Raw genomic sequence first — 18,107 nt, 5'->3', positions numbered from 1 at the left:
CAGCGCGATATTGTACAATACGGCGGTTTTACCGAAGGCCCCGGGCGCCCCGCCTCGCGCGCTTCTGCGGTAGACTGATCGCCGTCGTTTATTGCAGAACCTCAATTCCCACAAGACGAAACAGGGTGTGCGAATGAATCGACTGTGCAAGTCTCTGATGGTGCTTCAGGTTGCAGCAGGGTTCGTAGGTTTCGTAGCAGAGGCAAGGGCGGCGGATGCGGCAAAGCCGGATCTGGAGCGTGGCAAGGCGATCGCGGCGCAAGTCTGCGCATCGTGTCACGGCGCCGACGGCAACAGCGCGTCGGGCGGTTTTCCGAAGCTCGCCGGCCAGCATCCCGAATATCTGGTCAAGCAGTTGAACGATTTCAAGGCGCAGCCGGGCGCGAAGGGGCCGGCGCGCAACAACGCCGTGATGGTCGGGTTCGCGAGCGCGCTGAGCGCGGACGACACGCGCAACGTCGCGGCGTATTACGGTTCGCAGGCGGCCAAGCCCGGCACCGCGCACGTCGCGGCCAGCGTGCCGCTCGGCCAGAAGATCTACCGCGGCGGCATCGCGGAGAAGGGCGTGCCCGCGTGTGCGAGCTGCCACGGGCCGACGGGCCAGGGGCTGCCGGTCCAGTATCCGCGTCTGTCGGGCCAGTGGTCGGATTACACCGTCGCCCAGTTGGCGGCGTTCCAGCAGGGAGCTGGCGCCCGTAACAACAACGAGGCGATGCATCAGATCGCAACGCGCCTGTCGGACAGCGAGATCAAGGCCGTCGCGGATTACATCGCCGGCCTGCACTGAGCGTCGGCGCGAAAGAGCGACCGGGCGCCCGCAGGGCGGCCGGAGTCAGAACAAGAAAAGGGTGGGGCGCCGCATCGCAGCGGCCGCCTTGCCCTTTTTTGTTGTCAGTCGGAGTTTGAATGAGCGTTACCACGTCGGGGTTGCAGTCGAAGTCGGGCCAGGGCGCAACGAAGCGCGCAGTCGAGCTGTTGAGCTCGATGCGCTTTGCGATCGCGCTGCTGGTGGTGCTGTCGATCGCGAGCATCGTCGGCACCGTCCTGACCCAGGACGACCCGTATCCGAACTACGTGAACCAGTTCGGGCCGTTCTGGGCCGACATCTTCCGCTCGCTCGGCCTGTACAACGTGTACAGCGCGTGGTGGTTCATGCTGATCCTGATCTTCCTCGTCGTGTCGATCTCGCTGTGCGTGATCCGCAATGCGCCGAAGATGCTCAAGGACGCAAAGAGCTGGAAGGACAAGGTGCGCGAGGGCAGCCTGCGCGCGTTCCACCACAAGGCCGAATATGCGGCGACCGGCACGCGCGCGGAGGTGACCGCGACGCTCGCCGCGTTCGTCACGAAGGCCGGCTACAAGCACGTCGTGCGCGAAACCGACGGCGCGACGCTGGTTTCCGCGAAGCGCGGCGCGATGACGAAGTGGGGCTACATCGCCGCCCACCTCGCGATCGTCGTGATCTGCGTCGGCGGCCTGCTCGACAGCAACCTGCCGATCAAATTCCAGATGTGGATGTTCGGCAAGAGCCCCGTCAACACGAGCGCGACGATCAGCGAGATCTCGCCCGACCATCGCCTGTCGGCGTCGAACCCGACGTTCCGCGGCTACGCGTGGGTGCCGGAAGGCCAGTTCGTGTCGACCGCGATCCTCAACCAGCCGAACGGCTCGCTGATCCAGGACCTGCCGTTCTCGATCCAGCTCAACAAGTTCATCGTCGACTACTACACGACCGGGATGCCGAAGCTGTTCGCGAGCGACATCGTCGTGATCGATCGCGCGACCGGGCAGAAGATCCCGGCGCGCGTCGAGGTCAACAAGCCGTTCACGTACAAGGGCGTGTCGATCTACCAGTCGAGCTTCCAGGACGGCGGCTCGCAGATGCAGATGACCGCGTACCCGATGACGGGCGCCGCGCCGAAGACGTTCCCGGTGCAGGGCACGATCGGCAGCTCGGTGCCGCTCCAGATGCCGGGCGCCGACGGCGAGACGATCGAATTCTCCGATTTCCGTGCGATCAACGTCGAGAACATGGCCGACGCGAACGGCAAGCCGGACGTGCGCGGCGTCGCGAAGACCACGACGCTCAAGGAAGCGTTCGACGAGCGGCTCGGCTCGGGCGCGAAATCGTCGAAGCCGATGCAGCTGCACAACATCGGCCCGTCGGTGCAGTACAAGGTGCGCGGCAAGGACGGCCAGGCGCGCGAGTTCAACAACTACATGCTGCCGGTCGACATGGGCGGCGAGCGCGTGTTTCTCGCGGGCGTGCGCGCAAGCCCGAACGATCCGTTCCGCTACATGCGGATTCCTGCGGACGGCCAGGATTCGATCGGCGAATGGATGCGCCTGCGCGCGGCGCTCGAAGACCCGGCGGTCCGCACGGAGGCCGCCGCACGCTTCGCGCAGCGTTCGCTGCCGGGCAGCGAAGCGGCGCTGCGCGGCCGCCTGCAGGACAGCGCGTCGAAGGTGCTGACCCTGTTTGCCGCCGGCGACGACAGCGCCGGGCGCGGGATGGACGGCCAGCCGCCGGGCGGGTTCCAGGCGGTTGCGACGTTCATCGACCGGTCGGTGCCGAAGGCCGAGCAGGAGAAGGCGGCCGGCCTGATGCTGCGGATGCTCGAAGGCGCGATGTGGGAAGTCTGGCAGATCGCGCGCGAGCGCGCCGGCGAACTGCCCGTGCAGCAGGGCGCGGAGTCGGTCCGGTTCGTGCAGAACGCGATCAACGCGCTGTCCGACAGTTTCCTGTACGGCGCGCCGGTCTACCTGCAGCTCGATTCGTTCAAGCAGGTGCAGGCTTCGGTATTTCAGCTGACGCGCGCGCCCGGCAAGAATCTGGTGTATCTTGGCAGCCTGCTGCTGGTCGCCGGCATCTTCTCGATGTTCTACGTGCGCGAGCGGCGCCTCTGGTTCTGGCTCAAGGACGCCGGCTCCGGCGTCGATGTGGTGATGGCGATGTCCACGGCCCGCAAGACCTTCGATTTCGAGAAAGAATTCGTGCAGACGCGCGACGCGGCAGGCGCCGCCTTGCACGCCGCACCTCGCGATGCCGCTCCGGCATCGGCTCCCCGCCCGCCGGCCGGCGGCGGTTCAGAGGATTCCACCCGGTAACATCATGGATCTCACTCAAGTTTCCCCCGCCCGCGAGGCGTCGGCTCAGGCCCCGATTCCGGCGCCGCTGTTCGACGACCGTCCGTTCCTGTTGCGCCTGTCGCCGTTCGACTGGCTGTTCGCGCTCGCGCTCGTGCTCGGTGCGGGCTATGCGTTCGTGCACTACAACGCGCACATGGATTACTACGACAAGGCGGTGCTGGTCGGCACCGTCCCGGCGCTCGTCACGCTCGGCTGGCGCTGGAAGCCGGCCCGGCTGCTGATGGCGTCGATCGCGGTGCTGGCGCTGCTGTCGATCCAGATCTACCAGGGCGACCTGGCGCGCGCGGACTCGGCATTCTTCCTCAAGTACTTCCTGTCGAGCCAGTCGGCGATCCTGTGGATGAGCGCGCTGTTCGTGCTCGCGACGGTGTTCTACTGGATCGGCACGCTCGCGCGTTCGGCGTCCGCCGCCGCGATCGGCCAGAAGCTCACGTGGGTCGCGGTGCTGATGGGCTTCGCCGGGATGATGGTGCGCTGGTACGAGTCGTACCTGATCGGCGCCGACGTCGGCCATATTCCGGTGTCGAACCTGTATGAAGTGTTCGTGCTGTTCAGCCTGATCACCGCGCTGCTCTACCTGTATTACGAAGGCCATTACGGCACGCGTGCGCTCGGCGCGTTCGTGCTGCTGATCATCAGCGCGGCGGTCGGCTTCCTGATGTGGTATTCGATCGCACGCGACGCGCAGCAGATCCAGCCGCTGGTGCCGGCGCTGCAGAGCTGGTGGATGAAGATCCACGTGCCGGCGAACTTCATCGGCTACGGCAGCTTCGCGCTGTCGGCGATGGTGTCGGTCGCGTACCTGATGAAGGAGCGCGGCGTGCTCGGCGACCGGCTGCCGGCGCTCGAGGTGCTCGACGACGTGATGTACAAGTCGATCGCGGTCGGCTTCGCGTTCTTCACGATCGCGACGATCCTGGGCGCGCTGTGGGCGGCCGAGGCGTGGGGCGGCTACTGGAGCTGGGACCCGAAAGAGACCTGGGCGCTGATCGTGTGGCTGAACTACGCGGCATGGCTGCACATGCGGCTGATGAAGGGCCTGCGCGGCACGGCTGCCGCATGGTGGGCGCTGACCGGCCTGATCGTCACGACGTTCGCGTTCCTCGGGGTCAACATGTTCCTGTCCGGGCTGCACAGCTACGGCAAGCTGTAAGATTCCCGACGCTCGTTCGACCAAAGACCGCCGGCGCACTGCGTGCCCGGCGGTTTTCTTTTGTAACGTGCGGGCGATCCGGGCGCCGAACGGCGCATGATGGCGCGGGTCGAACGCGCATGGCGCGGGCGCGGTGCGCACGCAGGAGGAGCAGTACGATGTGGATCAAACGGCCTTTCCGGAACGCGTTGAGCGGCGACGACATTCCGCGCAGCGAGATCACGCCGCGCGCGGTATTCGACAACCGCCGGCGCATGCTGCAGGCAGCCGGCCTCGCGGCGGCGGGCAGCATGCTGGGCGGCAGCGGCGCGGCGCTTGCCGGGTACGCGTCGCCCGATGCGCGTGCGGCGAAGCTGGCGGCGAAAACCAATCCGAAATTCGTCGTGGCCGACAAGGCGACGCCGTTCAAGGACGTCACGTCCTACAACAACTTCTACGAGTTCGGCACCGACAAGGGCGATCCGGCCCGCAACGCCGGCACGCTGCGCCCGCGTCCGTGGCGCGTCAGCGTCGAGGGCGAGGTGCAGCATCCGAAGGTGTTCGATCTGGACGAACTGCTGAAGCTCGCGCCGCTCGAGGAGCGCGTCTATCGGCTGCGCTGTGTCGAAGGCTGGTCGATGGTGATTCCGTGGATCGGCGTGCCGCTTGCCGAGCTGATCAAGCGCGTGCAGCCGACCGGCAACGCGAAATACGTGCAGTTCGTCACGCTCGCCGACCCGTCGCAGATGCCGGGCCTGTCGACGCCGATCCTCGACTGGCCGTATTCGGAAGGCTTGCGGATGGACGAGGCGATGAATCCGCTGACGCTGCTGGCGATGGGCGTCTACGGGCAGGTGCTGCCGAACCAGAACGGCGCGCCGGTGCGAGTCGTCGTGCCGTGGAAGTACGGCTTCAAGAGCGCGAAGTCGCTCGTGAAGATCCGCTTCGTCGACAAGCAGCCGCCGACCAGCTGGAACACCTACGCGCCGAACGAGTACGGCTTCTATTCGAACGTGAATCCGAACGTCGACCATCCGCGCTGGAGCCAGGCGACCGAGCGGCGCATCGGTGACGACGGCTTCTTCACGCCGAAGCGCAAGACGCTGATGTTCAACGGCTACGGCGAGTTTGTCGCGTCGATGTATCAGGGCATGGATCTGAAGAAGTTCTTCTGACGCGCACCGATGAGAAACGACATGCCCGCTTCGACGCTCACGCCGGCGCGCGCCGCCGCGCCCCGGCCGGACCAGGCCCGGACCCGGGCCGCTCCGCCGCGCTGGCTCGCTCCCGCCAAGGTGCTGGCTTTCGCGGCCGGCCTGACTCCGTTCGCGCGCGTCGTGCTGTTCGGCCTGACCGACCGGCTCGGCGCGAATCCGGTCGAATTCGTCACGCGCTCGACCGGCCTGTGGACGCTCGTGATGCTGTGCATCACGCTCGGCGTCACCCCGCTGCGGCGGATGACCGGCGTTGCCGCGCTGCTGCGCTTTCGCCGGATGCTCGGCCTGTTCGCGTTCTTCTACGCGACGCTGCACTTCACGACCTATATCTGGTTCGACAAGTGGTTCGACCTGGCCGAGATCCTGAAGGACATCGGCAAGCGGCCGTTCATCACCGTCGGCTTTGCCGCGTTCGTGCTGCTGGTCCCGCTCGCCGCGACGTCACCGCGCGCGATGGTCCGCAGGCTCGGGCGGCACTGGGCGACGCTGCATCGCGCGATCTATGCGATCGTGCCGTTCGGCGTGCTGCATTTCTGGTGGATGAAGGCCGGCAAGCACGATCTCGCGCAGCCGAAGCTGTACGCGGCGATCGTCGTGGCGCTGCTCGGCTGGCGTTTGGCCGCGTGGGGATGGCGGCGCGTGAGGGGCTGACCGGCCGCGAATCGCGATGCACGAACAACAAAGGCGATGACCGCGTGGTCATCGCCTTGTTTGCTGCCGTTGCGCGGCTATGCGCGGTTGCCGTCTTGCCGCGTTACTGCGGGCTGACCGAGCCGGATGCGGGGGCCGGCGCAACGGCGCCGCCCGACAGCTCGGGCGACAACGTGAGCGGCGTGCCGGACGTATCGGGCATGCTCTCGGACGACGACGCGGTTTCGTCGGTCGGCTTGACGTCCGACGGCGGCGTGTCCCGCTGCTGGTCGACCGGTTTCGGCGGAAGCGGCGGCACGGTGGGCAAATAGAGCGGACCGCTTTGACCGCAGCCTGCAAGAATTGCCAAAGCCGCTACAATCGCGCTCATCCGGAAAACGACTCGCATGATCGTCCCTGAACAATTGAACCGATAGAGTTTAGCATGTCCGATACCGAATACCTGACCCGCGCCGAGGCCGTGCTGGCGGCCGTCGAGCGCACCGTGGACGCCGCGAACGACGGCGATCACGACATCGATCTCGAGCGCAACGGCAGTGTCCTGACGCTGACGTTCGAGAACGGCTCGAAGATCATCGTCAATCTGCAGCCGCCGATGAAGGAAGTGTGGATCGCCGCGAAGGCGGGCGGTTTCCATTACCGCTACGTCGACGGCGCGTGGCGCGACACGCGCACCGGCACGGAGTTCTACGCGGCGCTCAGCGACTACGCGACGCAGCAGGCCGGGATGCCGATCACGTTCAGCGCCTGAGCGTCCGCGCGGGAGCGCGCAAAACGTCTGATCAAACAAAAAGCGGCCCGAGGGCCGCTTTTTTGCTGATGTCCGCGCGGCAGGTCAGTGTCCGCGGAACAGGTTCATGATGTCCTGCTTCTCCTGCTCGTCGACGTGCGGTGCTTCTTCCTCCGCGTCCTGCGCGACCGGCGCCTGCGCCACGCCGACCGTCGACACGAAGCCGTGTCCCGGCGTGAAGTCGGCGAAATACAGTTCGCTGCCGAGCGTTTCGACGCCGTCCGGCATCGTCGGCTTGAATTCGGGCACGCCCTTGAGCGCCGCGCCCATGTAGTCGATCCACACGGGCAACGAGAGGCCGCCGCCGGTTTCACGGTCGCCGAGGCTGCGCGGGTTGTCGTAGCCGATCCAGGCGATCGCGGCGAGCGTGTGCTGGTAGCCGGCGAACCACGCGTCGTGCGAGTCGTTCGTCGTGCCGGTCTTGCCCGCGAGATCGGTGCGCTTCAGGACGTTGGACTTCGCGCCGGTGCCGCGCTGCGCGACGCTCTGCAGCAGGCTGTTCATCACGTACGCGTTGCGCGCGTCGATCGCGCGCGGCGCGTTCTGATCGGCGACGAGCGGCTGCGCGCGCGCGACGACGACGCCGTTCGGATCGGTCACCTCGGCGATCAGGTACGGATTGACGCGGAAGCCGCCGTTCGCGAACACCGAGTACGCCCCCGCCATCTGCAGCGGCGTGACGAGGCCGGCGCCCAGCGCCATCGGCAGATAGGCAGGGTGGCGGTCGGCGTCGAAGCCGAAGCGCGTGATGTATTGCTGCGCGTACTTCGTGCCGATGTGGTTGAGGATCCGGATCGACACGAGGTTGCGCGAGCGCTGCAGCGCGGTGCGCATCGACATCGGGCCATCGAAGCCGCCGCCGTAGTTCTTCGGCTCCCACGGCTGGCCGCCCGTTTCTGCGGCACTGAAGTACAGCGGGCCGTCGTTGATGATCGTCGCCGGCCCGAGCCCCTTGTCGAGCGACGCCGAGTAGATGAACGGCTTGAACGACGAGCCCGGCTGCCGCCACGCCTGCGTGACGTGGTTGAACTTGTTCTTGTTGTAGTCGAAGCCGCCGACGAGCGAGCGGATCGCGCCGTCCTGCGGGACGATCGAGATGAACGCGCCTTCGATCTGCGGAAGTTGCGTGATCGTCCATGCGCCGGCGTCGTTCTTCACGACGCGCACGATCGCGCCCGGACGAATACGCCGGTTCGGCTGCGCATTGGCCGACAGCGCACCGGCGGCGAAGCGCAGGTTGTCGCCTTCGAGCGTCGCGCTGCTGCCGTCGATGAACGCGACGGTGATCTGGCGCGGGCCGGCGTCGGTCACGACCGCCGCGATCAGCTCGCCGTTGTCCGGATGCTCGAGCAGCGCATCGTCGATCGCCTGCTCGCGATCGTCGGCGCCGGCCGGCAGCTCGATGAAGCCCTCCGGCCCGCGATAGCCGTGACGCCGCTCGTAATCCATGATCCCTTTGCGCAGCGCGCCGTAGGCGACCTGCTGATCGGCGGAATCGATCGTCGTGACGACGTTGAAGCCACGCGTATACGTCTCCTCGCGATACTGCGCATACATCATCTGCCGCACCATTTCGGCGACGTACTCGGCGTGCACGCTGAATTCGCGGCCTGCGCCCTTGACGACGAGCGGCTGCGCGATCGCCTCGCCGTACTGCTCGCGCGAGATGAAGTTCAGCTCGAGCATCCGCTGCAGGATGTACTCCTGGCGCACCTTCGCGCGCTTCGGATTGACGACCGGGTTGTACGCGGACGGCGCCTTCGGCAGGCCGGCCAGCATCGCGGCTTCCGCCAGCGTGATGTCCTTCAGGTCCTTGCCGAAATACACCCGGGCGGCGCTCGCGAAGCCGTACGCGCGCTGGCCGAGATAGATCTGATTCATGTAGACCTCGAGAATCTGATCCTTCGTCAGCGCGCGCTCGATCTTGTACGCGAGCAGCATCTCGTAGATCTTGCGCGTGTAGGTCTTCTCGCTCGACAGGAAGAAGTTGCGCGCGACCTGCATCGTGATCGTGCTCGCGCCCTGCGTCGCGTGGCCGTTGGTCAGCGCGACGATGCCGGCGCGGAAGATCCCGGTGAGGTCGACGCCGCCGTGGTCGTAGAAGCGCGCGTCCTCGATCGCGAGGATCGCCTTCTTCAGCGAGTCGGGGACGTCCCTGAAGTGGACGATGTCGCGGCGTTCCTCGCCGAATTCGCCGATCAGCACGTGATCGGACGTATAGATGCGCAGCGGAACCTTCGGACGATAGTCCGTCAGCGCGTCGAGCGACGGCATGTTCGGCGACGCGACGACGAGCGCATAGCCGAGCACGAGAGCGCCGCACAGGACGAGCGCCACGCACACCGTCACGAGGCCGATCAGGATTTTCAGCCACCAAGGGCGTTTCTTCGGCTCCGGGGCGGGGGGCGGGGACGTAGGGGACGTGGATTGCATAGGCATACCGGAAAACAGTCCCGCGATTATAGCTGGCCGGTATGACCGGTCCTGACGGGTGCGCACCCGTCGCGCGGCCGCGGGGTGCCGCCCCTCCAGCATAGCGCGCCGGCGCACGCGTTTCGCGGCGTTGGCCGTTCGGCCGACTGCCGGCCCCGCGTGCCGCTCGCCAGAATGCGAGCCTGGGAATGCGGCAGGAGCCGCAGCGACGGCGGGAGGCTGGGATGGACGGACGATGGGCGGTGCGATTCGCGATGGGCAGGCGCACGGCGACAGGGATCGACGTCGCCGCGGGCGACGTGAGGGTGGTGGTGCTGAGCCGGCGCGGGCGCGGCGCGGACGTGCGCGTCGACGGGCTCGAGACGGAGCCGCACGGGCTGTCCGACGGGCCCGACGAGGCTCGCTGGGCGGCGGTCGGGCGCGCGCTGTCCGCGGCCGTGTCGCGTCTGGCGGCGCGCGGGGTGCGGTGCGACGCGCGCGGCGTGATGGCGCTGCGGGACGACGAGATGCACACGGCGACGCTCGACCTGGCCGGGCGCAACGACATCCCCGATGCCGCGCGCCAGGCCGCGGAACGCATCTCCGGGCTGGCGCCGGACAGTCTCGCATTCGACTGGCGGCATGACGGCGGCGCGCGGCCCGGCGAGCTCGCAATCGCCGCCGCGTCGCAGGCCGCGCTGCAGCGGCGGGTCGACGCGGCCGCCGTGGCCGGTGTCGATCTGACGGCGGTCGACGGCGAATCGATCGCGGCGCTGCGGGCGCTGCGTTTTGCCGCGCTGTGCGAATCGGAGGCAAGCGAGCCATGCCTTGCGCTCTGGTTCGGCGATGCGGGCGTGCGCGGTTGGTGGCTGGAAGGCGGGGAGGCCGTGTCGCAGTTCACGTTTCCGGATCGCGCGCATGCGGTGCTGCCCGACGCATTGCGCGCGCGGGTGCGCCGGCCGGCCCGCTGTGCGCTCGTCGGCGGCGACGAGCGCTGTCTCGCGCGGTTCGACACGTCCGTCGCCGAGATCGGCGACCTGCTCGGCGCGAGCGCGATGCCGTTCGAGTGCGCGCGTTGGGGCGGCGAAGCATCCGCGGTGCCGGCCGGTTCCGTCGGCGGGCCGGCATTCGCGGTTGCCTTCGGGCTGGCGTTGCGCGGAGTGTGGGAATGAGCGCGCCGACCGTGTTTCCGGGGGCGCCGCAGAAGCCCGCAGCCGCGTTCACGTGGCTCGACCTCGACGGATTCAACCTGCTGCCATATCGCGACCGCCTCGCGCGGGCCATGCGTCGGCGCCGGGCCGCGCAATGCGGCGCAGCGATCCTGCTCGGCATCCTGGGCGTCGGCGCATGGACGGGCGGGGCGGCGTGGCTGCGCATGCGAACCGATGCCGAACGTGCCGTCGTCGAGGCGCGGTTGTCGAGGCAACAACCCCAGGTGGACGAGGCGGCGCGCGCAGCGCGGATGGCCGCCGCCGCCGCCCAGCGCGACGCGCAGGCTGCGGCGCTGGCGGCGCCTTACCGGCGGGCCACCGAACTGCTCGCGTTGGTGGCGCGGGTTCGCGATGACGGCATCGGGCTGGAAGCGTTGCGCATGACGGCGTCCGGCGCGGTGCTCGACGCGCGGGCCGCGAGTTATCGGGCAGCGGCCCGGTGGCTCGACCGCATCGCGCGCGAGCAGCAGCACGCGTGGCGCGTCGACGTCGACGCGCTGAAGCCGGCGCCGGCGGAGCCGGCGGGTGCGACGCGGATGCCGTTCCGGTTCTCGGTGCAATTGCGCTGGCACGACGGATCGCCTCGCGACGCCGGGCAGGGGGAGCGGACATGACTGCGCCTGCGTATCGATTCGGGATCGGCGACGGCGGGAGAAACGGAGCGGCGCGCCGTGCGCTGCCGGTTGCATCGCACGTCGCAGGCTGCGTGCTCGCGTTCGGCGTGGTGCTGGCGGGCGGCGTTCACCTCTCGGCCGCCGAGGACTGGAGCGGCCTCGCCCGCAGCCGCGCGTCCCTGGATGCCGCCAGGGCGCGCGCTGCCGAGGCCGAGCGCGCGCTGGCGCAGGCCGCGATGCATCGCGCGGCGCCCGCCAAAACGGACGACGGTCGCGGCGCGCCGGCCGCACCCGGCTGGCCGGCGCTGATGCTCGATTTGGCCGAACTCGCCGCGTCGAGCGGGCTGCGGGTCGTCTCGATCGAGCCTCAGCCCGAGCCGGGCGCCCGGCAGGACGTGCGCCGCACGGTGCGCATTGTCGCGGATGGCGGTTTTCCGGCGCTGCGGCGGATGGTCGGCGCTCTGGCGACGTTGCCGGTGCTGGTCGTGCCGACGGCGATAAACGCCGAGCGCGCCGGGCGGGCCGCGCGCGTCGGGCTGTCGCTCGACGTATTTCCCGCCATGCCGGGCGGACGCGCGGCATACGGCGACCGACCGATCGCCGTGGCTTCGCAGGACGCGGATCCGTTCGGTATCGGAGACGAGCCAGGAACGGGCGACACCTTGCCGTCCCGGCTCGCCGGCGTGATGCGCGACGCGCGCACCGGCCTCGCGCTGTTCGACGACGGCGCCGGGGCCATTACCGCCGTGGCGGCCGGCGAGACGGTCGGGGCGATGCGCGTGGTGCGGGTCGAGGCGGATGCGGTGACGCTGGCGACGAGGAACGGGCCGCGCAGGATGGGGCTCGATGACGAGGGCATGCAATGGTGAGAAGCATGCTGAGAACGGCAGTTGTCTGGATCGGGTTATACGCTGCCGCGGCGTCGGGCGCGTTGCCGCCGCTGCCGCGCGTGTGGCCGGCCGCGGCATGGCGCGCCGACGGGCCGGATGTGCCTGACGTGCCGCTGCCGCAAGGCGCCGTCGATGGTGTCGGCAGCGTCGGGCAAGCGCCGCCGCCGGCCGAGATGCCGCCGCAACCGGAGCCGGCGCCGCGCGTCGCGCCCGCGACGATCGCAGCGACGGCGCCGGCCCTGGAAGGTCCGCCGATCCCGTTGCCGCCGCCGGTGCGCATGAGCGACGCCGCGCGCCGGCCCGGCGATGCGGACGACGACCGGCGGATCTCGCTGAACCTGCACGGCGTCAGCCTGGCCGCCGCGTTCGACGCGTTCGCCCGATTCACGGGGCTCAACATCATCGTCAGCGAGCAGGTGCGCGGCACGGTATCGCTACGTCTGAACCATGTCCGCTGGCGGAATGCGTTCGACACGCTGCTCGACACGCATGGGCTCGCAATGTCCCGGCGCGACAACGTGATCTGGATCACGCCCGCGGCTGAGCTGGCCGCGCGCGAGCGCGAACGCTTCGAGGCGCACGCGCGGGCGGCGGATCTCGAGCCGCTCGCCAGCCGCACCTTCGTGCTCCACTATCCGCGCGCGCAGGACGTGCAGCGGCTCCTGACCGGCGCGGCGGGGCAGCGCCTGCTGTCGAAGCGCGGGGCGGCGGCGGCCGATTCGCGCACGAACCAGCTGTTCGTCACCGATCTCGCGCCGCGCATCGCGCAGATTGCGGGCCTGATCGACGCGATCGACCGGCCGTCGAGGCAGGTCCGGATCGAGGCGCGCATCGTCGAGGGCGAGCAGGGCTTTTCGCGCAATCTCGGCGCCCGCCTCGCGTTGCGCGCCCAGGGGCGGGCGGTGGCAGCGGACGGCGCTGCCTTCGCCGCGGGGACGCGCAACGCGCTCGACCTGGCCGCGCGGCCGCTCGGCGGCTTCGACGCGGCCACGGCCGGCTTTACGCTGTTCGCCGCGCCGTTGAGCAGGGTGCTCGACGTTGAGCTGAGCGCACTCGAGGCGCAAGGTCGGGGACAGATCGTGTCGAGCCCACGCGTCGTGACGGCCGATCGCGCGAAGGCCATCGTCGAGCAGGGCGCGGAGCTGCCTTACCAGGCAAAGGTCGGCAACGGCGTGAGCGGTGTGCAGTTCCGCCGGGCGACGCTGAAGCTCGAGGTCGAACCGCAGATCACGCCGGACGGGCGCGTCGTGCTCGACCTCGACGTCACGAAGGACAGCGTCGGCGAGCCGACGGCGGCCGGCCCGGCGATCCATACCAAGCACGTGCAGACCCGAGTCGAGGTGGAGGACGGCGGGACGGTCGCGATCGGCGGGATTTACGAGCAGTTACGCCGGGACGATGTGACGCGGGTGCCGCTCTTGGGCAAAATACCAATTCTGGGTGCGCTGTTTCGGCATCGCGCGCAGCGCGACCAGCGCAGCGAGCTGGTCGTCTTCATCACCCCGACGGTGGTCGGCGCGCGTTGCAACGAGGTTGGCGGCGGCGAGCCGGCGGCCGGCGAAACCGGCCCGGACGCCGCCGGCCCAGGCTCGACAAGGCAGCCGCTTTGCCAGTAAGCTGCGCCACACACCAGCAAGATTGAAGCAAAGGAAAGCCGTTGCAAGCGCGGGATCCACACGCAAACGTATTTTTCGTCGGCCTTATGGGAGCGGGTAAGACCACCGTGGGCCGCGCGGTCGCGCGCCGGCTCGACAGGACGTTCTTCGACTCCGACCACGAGATCGAGGCGCGGACGGGCGCACGCATTCCGGTGATCTTCGAGATGGAAGGCGAAGCCGGGTTTCGCGACCGCGAAGCGCAGATGATCGCCGAGCTCGCGCAGCGCGAGCACATCGTGCTCGCGACGGGCGGCGGCGCGATCCTGCGCCCCGAAAACCGCGAATGCCTCAAATCCCGCGGCATCGTCGTCTATCTGCGCGCCAATCCGCACGATCTGTGGCTGCGCACGCGCAAGGACAAGAACCGGCCGCTGCTGCAGACCGACGATCCGAAGGCGCGTCTCGAAGCGCTCTACGAAGTGCGCGATCCGCTGTATCGAGAATGCGCGGATTTCGTCATCGAAACCGGCCGCCCGTCGGTCAACGGCCTCGTCAACATGGTGCTGATGCAACTCGAGATGGCAGGCGTCGTCGCCAAGCCTATACAAGCATGATTACTGTCAACGTCGATCTGGGCGACCGCGCCTATCCGATTCATATTGGCGCCGGCCTGATCGGCCGCACCGAACTGTTCGCGCCCCACATCAAGGGCTCGTCCGTCACGATCGTCACGAACACGACGGTCGATCCGCTCTACGGCGATGCGCTGCGCGCCGCGCTCGCGCCGCTCGGCAAGCGCGTGTCGACGGTCGTGCTGCCGGACGGCGAGGCGTACAAGAACTGGGAAACGCTGAACCTGATCTTCGACGGCCTGCTGACCGAGCGTGCGGACCGCAAGACCACGCTCGTCGCGCTCGGCGGCGGCGTGGTCGGCGACATGACGGGCTTTGCGGCCGCGTGCTACATGCGCGGCGTACCGTTCATCCAGGTGCCGACGACGCTGCTGTCGCAGGTCGACTCGTCGGTCGGCGGCAAGACCGGCATCAATCACCCGCTCGGCAAGAACATGATCGGCGCGTTCTACCAGCCGCAGGCGGTGATCGCGGACATCGGCGCGCTGACGACGCTGCCCGAGCGCGAACTGGCGGCGGGCATCGCCGAAATCATCAAGACCGGCGCGATCGCCGACGCCGCGTTCTTCGACTGGATCGAGGCGAACGTCGACGCATTGAACCGTCGCGAGCCCGGCGCGCTCGCCGAAGCCGTCAAGCGCTCGTGCGAGATCAAGGCGAGCGTGGTCGCGGCTGACGAACGCGAAGGCGGCCTGCGCGCGATCCTCAACTTCGGCCACACGTTCGGCCACGCGATCGAGGCCGGGCTCGGCTACGGCGAGTGGCTGCACGGCGAGGCGGTCGGCTGCGGGATGGTGATGGCGGGCGACCTGTCGGTGCGGCTCGGCCTGCTGGACGAAGCGTCGCGGCAGCGCCTCGACGCAGTGATCGCGGCCGCGCACCTGCCGACCCGCGCGCCGGCGCTCGGCGACGCACGCTATATGGACCTGATGCGCGTCGACAAGAAGGCGGAAGCCGGCGCGATCAAGTTCATCCTGCTGAAGCGCTTCGGCGATACGCTGATCGCGCCGGCGCCTGACGAGGCCGTGTTCGCCACACTGGCGCAGACGACCCGGTAACTGTGGCCCGGATGCCCCGGCGCCCCTGACATGGAGGAGACGTGAGCGAGACATCCAGCAGCAAACTGCCCCAGGCCAGCCGTGCAGCCGCCGCGGCGGTGGCCGAGCCGCCGACGCTGGCGGCGCTGGAAGCCCATCTCGCTCCGTATGCCGCGCACGCGTCGTGCTCGCGCGGACGGCGCCACCCGGAACCGCCGCCGGCGGCCCGCACCGAATTCCAGCGCGACCGCGACCGCATCGTCCACTCGACCGCATTCCGCCGGCTCGAATACAAGACCCAGGTCTTCGTCAATCACGAGGGCGACCTGTTCCGCACCCGCCTCACGCACAGCCTCGAAGTCGCGCAGATCGCGCGCTCGGTCGCACGCAACCTGCGGCTGAACGAGGATCTCGTCGAGGCGATCTCGCTCGCGCACGACCTCGGCCATACGCCGTTCGGCCATGCGGGGCAGGACGCGCTCAACGCATGCATGCGCGAGCACGGCGGCTTCGAGCACAACCTGCAGAGCCTCGCCGTCGTCGACGAGCTCGAGGAGCACTACGGCGCGTTCAACGGCCTGAATCTCTGCTTCGAGACGCGCGAGGGCATCCTCAAGCACTGCTCGCGCGAGAACGCGCGCAAGCTCGGCGCGCTCGGCGAGCGGTTCCTGCTGGGGCGCCAGCCGTCACTCGAGGCGCAGCTCGCGAACATCGCCGACGAGATCGCGTACAACAACCATGACGTCGACGACGGCCTGCGCTCCGGGCTCGTCACGATCGAACAGCTCGCGGAAGTCGAGCTCTGGCAGCGCCACCATGACGAGGCGCTCGCCGAATTTCCGCATCTCGAAGGCCGGCGTCTCGTGCACGAGACGGTGCGCCGCATCATCAATACGCTGATCGTCGACCTGATCGACGAAACCACGCGCAATCTCGCGCGCATCGCGCCGGCGTCGCTCGACGACGTGCGCGCGGCCCCGCCGATCGTCGCGCACAGCGAGGCGGTCGCCGCGCAGGCCGCGGCGCTCAAGCGCTTCCTGTTCAAGAACCTGTACCGCCATTACAAGGTCATGAGGATGGCGAACAAGGCGCAGCGCGTCGTCACCGGCCTGTTCGACGCGTTCTGCGAAGATCCTCGCCTGCTGCCGCCGCCGTACCAGTCCGACGATCCGGCGAAGCAGCCGCGCCTCGTCGCCCACTACATTGCCGGCATGACCGATCGATTCGCGCTGAAGGAATACCAGCGGCTGTTCGTCGTCAGCGACAACTGACTGTCACAATCGATCACTAGACTTCGCCGGTTCGCTGGCAACGGGAAAGCCGTACATGCGGTTGGTATCGTTTTCATAGGAGAAGAGGTCGATGAAGAAGAAGCCCGTAGGGACGCTGGTTCGCTCGCTCGCGCTCGGGGGCGTGCTGATGGTCGGCGCGCAGCACGCAGCATTCGCGGCGACGGAAATCCAGTTCTGGCATGCGATGGAAGCCGCGCTCGGCGAGCGGGTCAACGACATCGCCGCGCAGTTCAACGCGTCGCAAAGCGACTACAAGATCGTGCCGGTGTTCAAGGGCACCTACGACCAGGCGCTCGCGGCGGGTATCGCCGCGTACCGCAGCGGCAACGCGCCGGCGATCCTTCAGGTCTACGAAGTCGGCACCGCGACGATGATGCAGGCGAAGAAGGCGGTGGTGCCCGTCTACGACGTGTTCAAGCAGGCCGGCGTGCCGCTCGACGAAAAGGCGTTCGTGCCGACCATCGCGAGCTACTACAGCGACGCGAAGACGGGCCATCTGGTGTCGATGCCGTTCAACAGCTCGACGCCGGTGCTGTACTACAACAAGGACGCGTTCAAGAAGGCCGGGCTCGACCCGAACCAGCCGCCGAAGACCTGGGACGAAGTGAAGGCCGACGCGGAGAAGCTGCGCAAGTCGGGCATGGCGTGCGGCTTTACGACCGGCTGGCAGGGCTGGATCCAGCTCGAGAACTACAGCGCGTGGCATGGCCTGCCGTTCGCGAGCCGCAACAACGGCTTCGACGGCACCGACGCGGTGCTCGAGTTCAACAAGCCGCAGCAGGTCGCGCACGTCCAGTTCCTGCAGCAGATGGCGAAGGACGGCACGTTCACGTACGCGGGCCGCAAGGACGAGGCGTCGTCGAAGTTCTACAGCGGCGACTGCGGGATCATGACGACGTCGTCGGGCGCGCTCGCGACGCTGCACAAGTTCGCGAAGTTCGAGTTCGGCACCGGCATGATGCCGTACGACGCGAATGTGAAGGGGGCGCCGCAGAACGCGATCATCGGCGGCGCGAGCCTGTGGGTGCTGGCGGGCAAGGATCCGGCGACCTACAAGGGTGTCGCGAAATTCCTCGCGTACCTGGGCTCGCCGGCGGTCGCCGCGAAGTGGCACCAGGACACGGGCTACCTGCCGGTCACGACGGCCGCGTACGACCTGACGCGCCAGCAGGGCTTCTACGCGAAGAACCCGAGCGCGGAAACCGCGATCAAGCAGATGATGAACAAGCCGCCGCTGCCGTACACGAAGGGGCTGCGGCTCGGCAACATGCCGCAGATCCGCACGATCGTCGACGAGGAGTTCGAGCAGGTCTGGGCGCAGAAGAAGGCGCCGAAGGATGCGCTCGATTCCGCGGCCACGCGCGGCAACGAACTGCTGCGCCGCTTCGAGAAGTCGGGCAGCTGAGCGCGCTTCGCCCTGAGCCGCCGGCCGTGTCGCACGAACCCGCGCGACGGCCGGCGGCCGTTCATCCTTGCCTTCT

The 18,107-nt window shown here is 68.4% G+C and carries 16 protein-coding genes; 14 read left to right on the top strand and 2 right to left on the bottom strand.

Annotation, left to right across the window (positions count from 1 at the left end; genetic code table 11):
• The first annotated feature begins 133 nt into the window (after positions 1 to 133).
• From HWX31_RS33295 to msrQ, 5 genes are all read left to right on the top strand, one after another.
• Positions 134 to 787 (top strand): c-type cytochrome, encoded by a 654-nt coding sequence (locus HWX31_RS33295; protein WP_059655864.1) that lies wholly within the window; start codon positions 134 to 136, stop codon positions 785 to 787.
• A 119-nt stretch (positions 788 to 906) separates the two neighbouring features.
• Positions 907 to 3,108 carry a cytochrome c biogenesis protein ResB gene (locus HWX31_RS33290; protein WP_174959391.1) on the top strand — a complete coding sequence of 734 codons (2,202 nt, stop codon included), beginning with the start codon at positions 907 to 909 and terminating at the stop codon, positions 3,106 to 3,108.
• 4 nt (positions 3,109 to 3,112) lie between these two features.
• A complete protein-coding gene (gene ccsB / locus HWX31_RS33285; RefSeq protein ID WP_175934012.1) occupies positions 3,113 to 4,303 on the top strand; it encodes a c-type cytochrome biogenesis protein CcsB in 1,191 nt (396 codons plus the stop codon).
• A 158-nt stretch (positions 4,304 to 4,461) separates the two neighbouring features.
• A complete protein-coding gene (msrP, locus tag HWX31_RS33280; protein WP_174959396.1) occupies positions 4,462 to 5,457 on the top strand; it encodes a protein-methionine-sulfoxide reductase catalytic subunit MsrP in 996 nt (331 codons plus the stop codon).
• Between the two features lie 21 nt (positions 5,458 to 5,478).
• Entirely contained in the window at positions 5,479 to 6,150 is a 672-nt protein-coding gene (gene msrQ, locus HWX31_RS33275) for a protein-methionine-sulfoxide reductase heme-binding subunit MsrQ (RefSeq protein ID WP_174959399.1), read from the top strand.
• A 103-nt stretch (positions 6,151 to 6,253) separates the two neighbouring features.
• On the opposite strand, the gene lptM is transcribed toward msrQ, so the two are convergent.
• Complete coding sequence (gene lptM, locus HWX31_RS33270) at positions 6,254 to 6,538, bottom strand: LPS translocon maturation chaperone LptM (protein WP_174959401.1); 285 nt, start codon at positions 6,536 to 6,538, stop codon at positions 6,254 to 6,256.
• A 36-nt stretch (positions 6,539 to 6,574) separates the two neighbouring features.
• Between lptM and cyaY the strand changes: the two genes are divergently transcribed.
• Positions 6,575 to 6,901 carry an iron donor protein CyaY gene (cyaY, locus tag HWX31_RS33265; RefSeq protein ID WP_010092926.1) on the top strand — a complete coding sequence of 109 codons (327 nt, stop codon included), beginning with the start codon at positions 6,575 to 6,577 and terminating at the stop codon, positions 6,899 to 6,901.
• Between the two features lie 84 nt (positions 6,902 to 6,985).
• Here the strand turns inward: cyaY and HWX31_RS33260 are convergent, their stop codons facing one another.
• Positions 6,986 to 9,373: a penicillin-binding protein 1A gene (locus HWX31_RS33260; RefSeq protein WP_174959403.1), complete on the bottom strand. Its 2,388-nt coding sequence runs from the start codon at positions 9,371 to 9,373 to the stop codon at positions 6,986 to 6,988.
• A 224-nt stretch (positions 9,374 to 9,597) separates the two neighbouring features.
• On the opposite strand from HWX31_RS33260, the gene HWX31_RS33255 reads away from it, so the two are divergent.
• From HWX31_RS33255 to ugpB, 8 genes are all read left to right on the top strand, one after another.
• Positions 9,598 to 10,524: a competence protein ComA gene (locus tag HWX31_RS33255; protein WP_174959405.1), complete on the top strand. Its 927-nt coding sequence runs from the start codon at positions 9,598 to 9,600 to the stop codon at positions 10,522 to 10,524.
• Positions 10,521 to 11,177, top strand: coding sequence for a fimbrial protein (locus tag HWX31_RS33250; RefSeq protein WP_244143913.1), 657 nt, complete (start codon positions 10,521 to 10,523; stop codon positions 11,175 to 11,177). Before HWX31_RS33255 ends, HWX31_RS33250 begins: the two co-directional genes overlap by 4 nt.
• Positions 11,174 to 12,046 (top strand): pilus assembly protein, encoded by an 873-nt coding sequence (locus HWX31_RS33245; protein ID WP_174959407.1) that lies wholly within the window; start codon positions 11,174 to 11,176, stop codon positions 12,044 to 12,046. Before HWX31_RS33250 ends, HWX31_RS33245 begins: the two co-directional genes overlap by 4 nt.
• 5 nt (positions 12,047 to 12,051) lie before the next feature.
• Positions 12,052 to 13,683, top strand: a complete 1,632-nt coding sequence (locus tag HWX31_RS33240) for a type IV pilus secretin PilQ (RefSeq protein ID WP_244143912.1) — start codon at positions 12,052 to 12,054, stop codon at positions 13,681 to 13,683.
• A 41-nt stretch (positions 13,684 to 13,724) separates the two neighbouring features.
• Entirely contained in the window at positions 13,725 to 14,279 is a 555-nt protein-coding gene (locus HWX31_RS33235) for a shikimate kinase (protein WP_076477733.1), read from the top strand.
• Positions 14,276 to 15,355, top strand: coding sequence for a 3-dehydroquinate synthase (aroB, locus tag HWX31_RS33230; RefSeq protein WP_059487581.1), 1,080 nt, complete (start codon positions 14,276 to 14,278; stop codon positions 15,353 to 15,355). The genes HWX31_RS33235 and aroB overlap by 4 nt, the downstream gene beginning before the upstream one ends.
• A gap of 41 nt (positions 15,356 to 15,396) precedes the next feature.
• Positions 15,397 to 16,605, top strand: a complete 1,209-nt coding sequence (locus tag HWX31_RS33225) for a deoxyguanosinetriphosphate triphosphohydrolase (protein ID WP_174959411.1) — start codon at positions 15,397 to 15,399, stop codon at positions 16,603 to 16,605.
• Between the two features lie 91 nt (positions 16,606 to 16,696).
• Positions 16,697 to 18,031, top strand: coding sequence for a sn-glycerol-3-phosphate ABC transporter substrate-binding protein UgpB (gene ugpB / locus HWX31_RS33220; protein WP_174959413.1), 1,335 nt, complete (start codon positions 16,697 to 16,699; stop codon positions 18,029 to 18,031).
• Positions 18,032 to 18,107 lie beyond the last annotated feature (76 nt).

This window comes from Burkholderia ubonensis (genome assembly GCF_902833085.1).
Lineage (GTDB): Bacteria > Pseudomonadota > Gammaproteobacteria > Burkholderiales > Burkholderiaceae > Burkholderia > Burkholderia ubonensis.
This window is presented reverse-complemented; position numbering and strand designations above follow the sequence as displayed.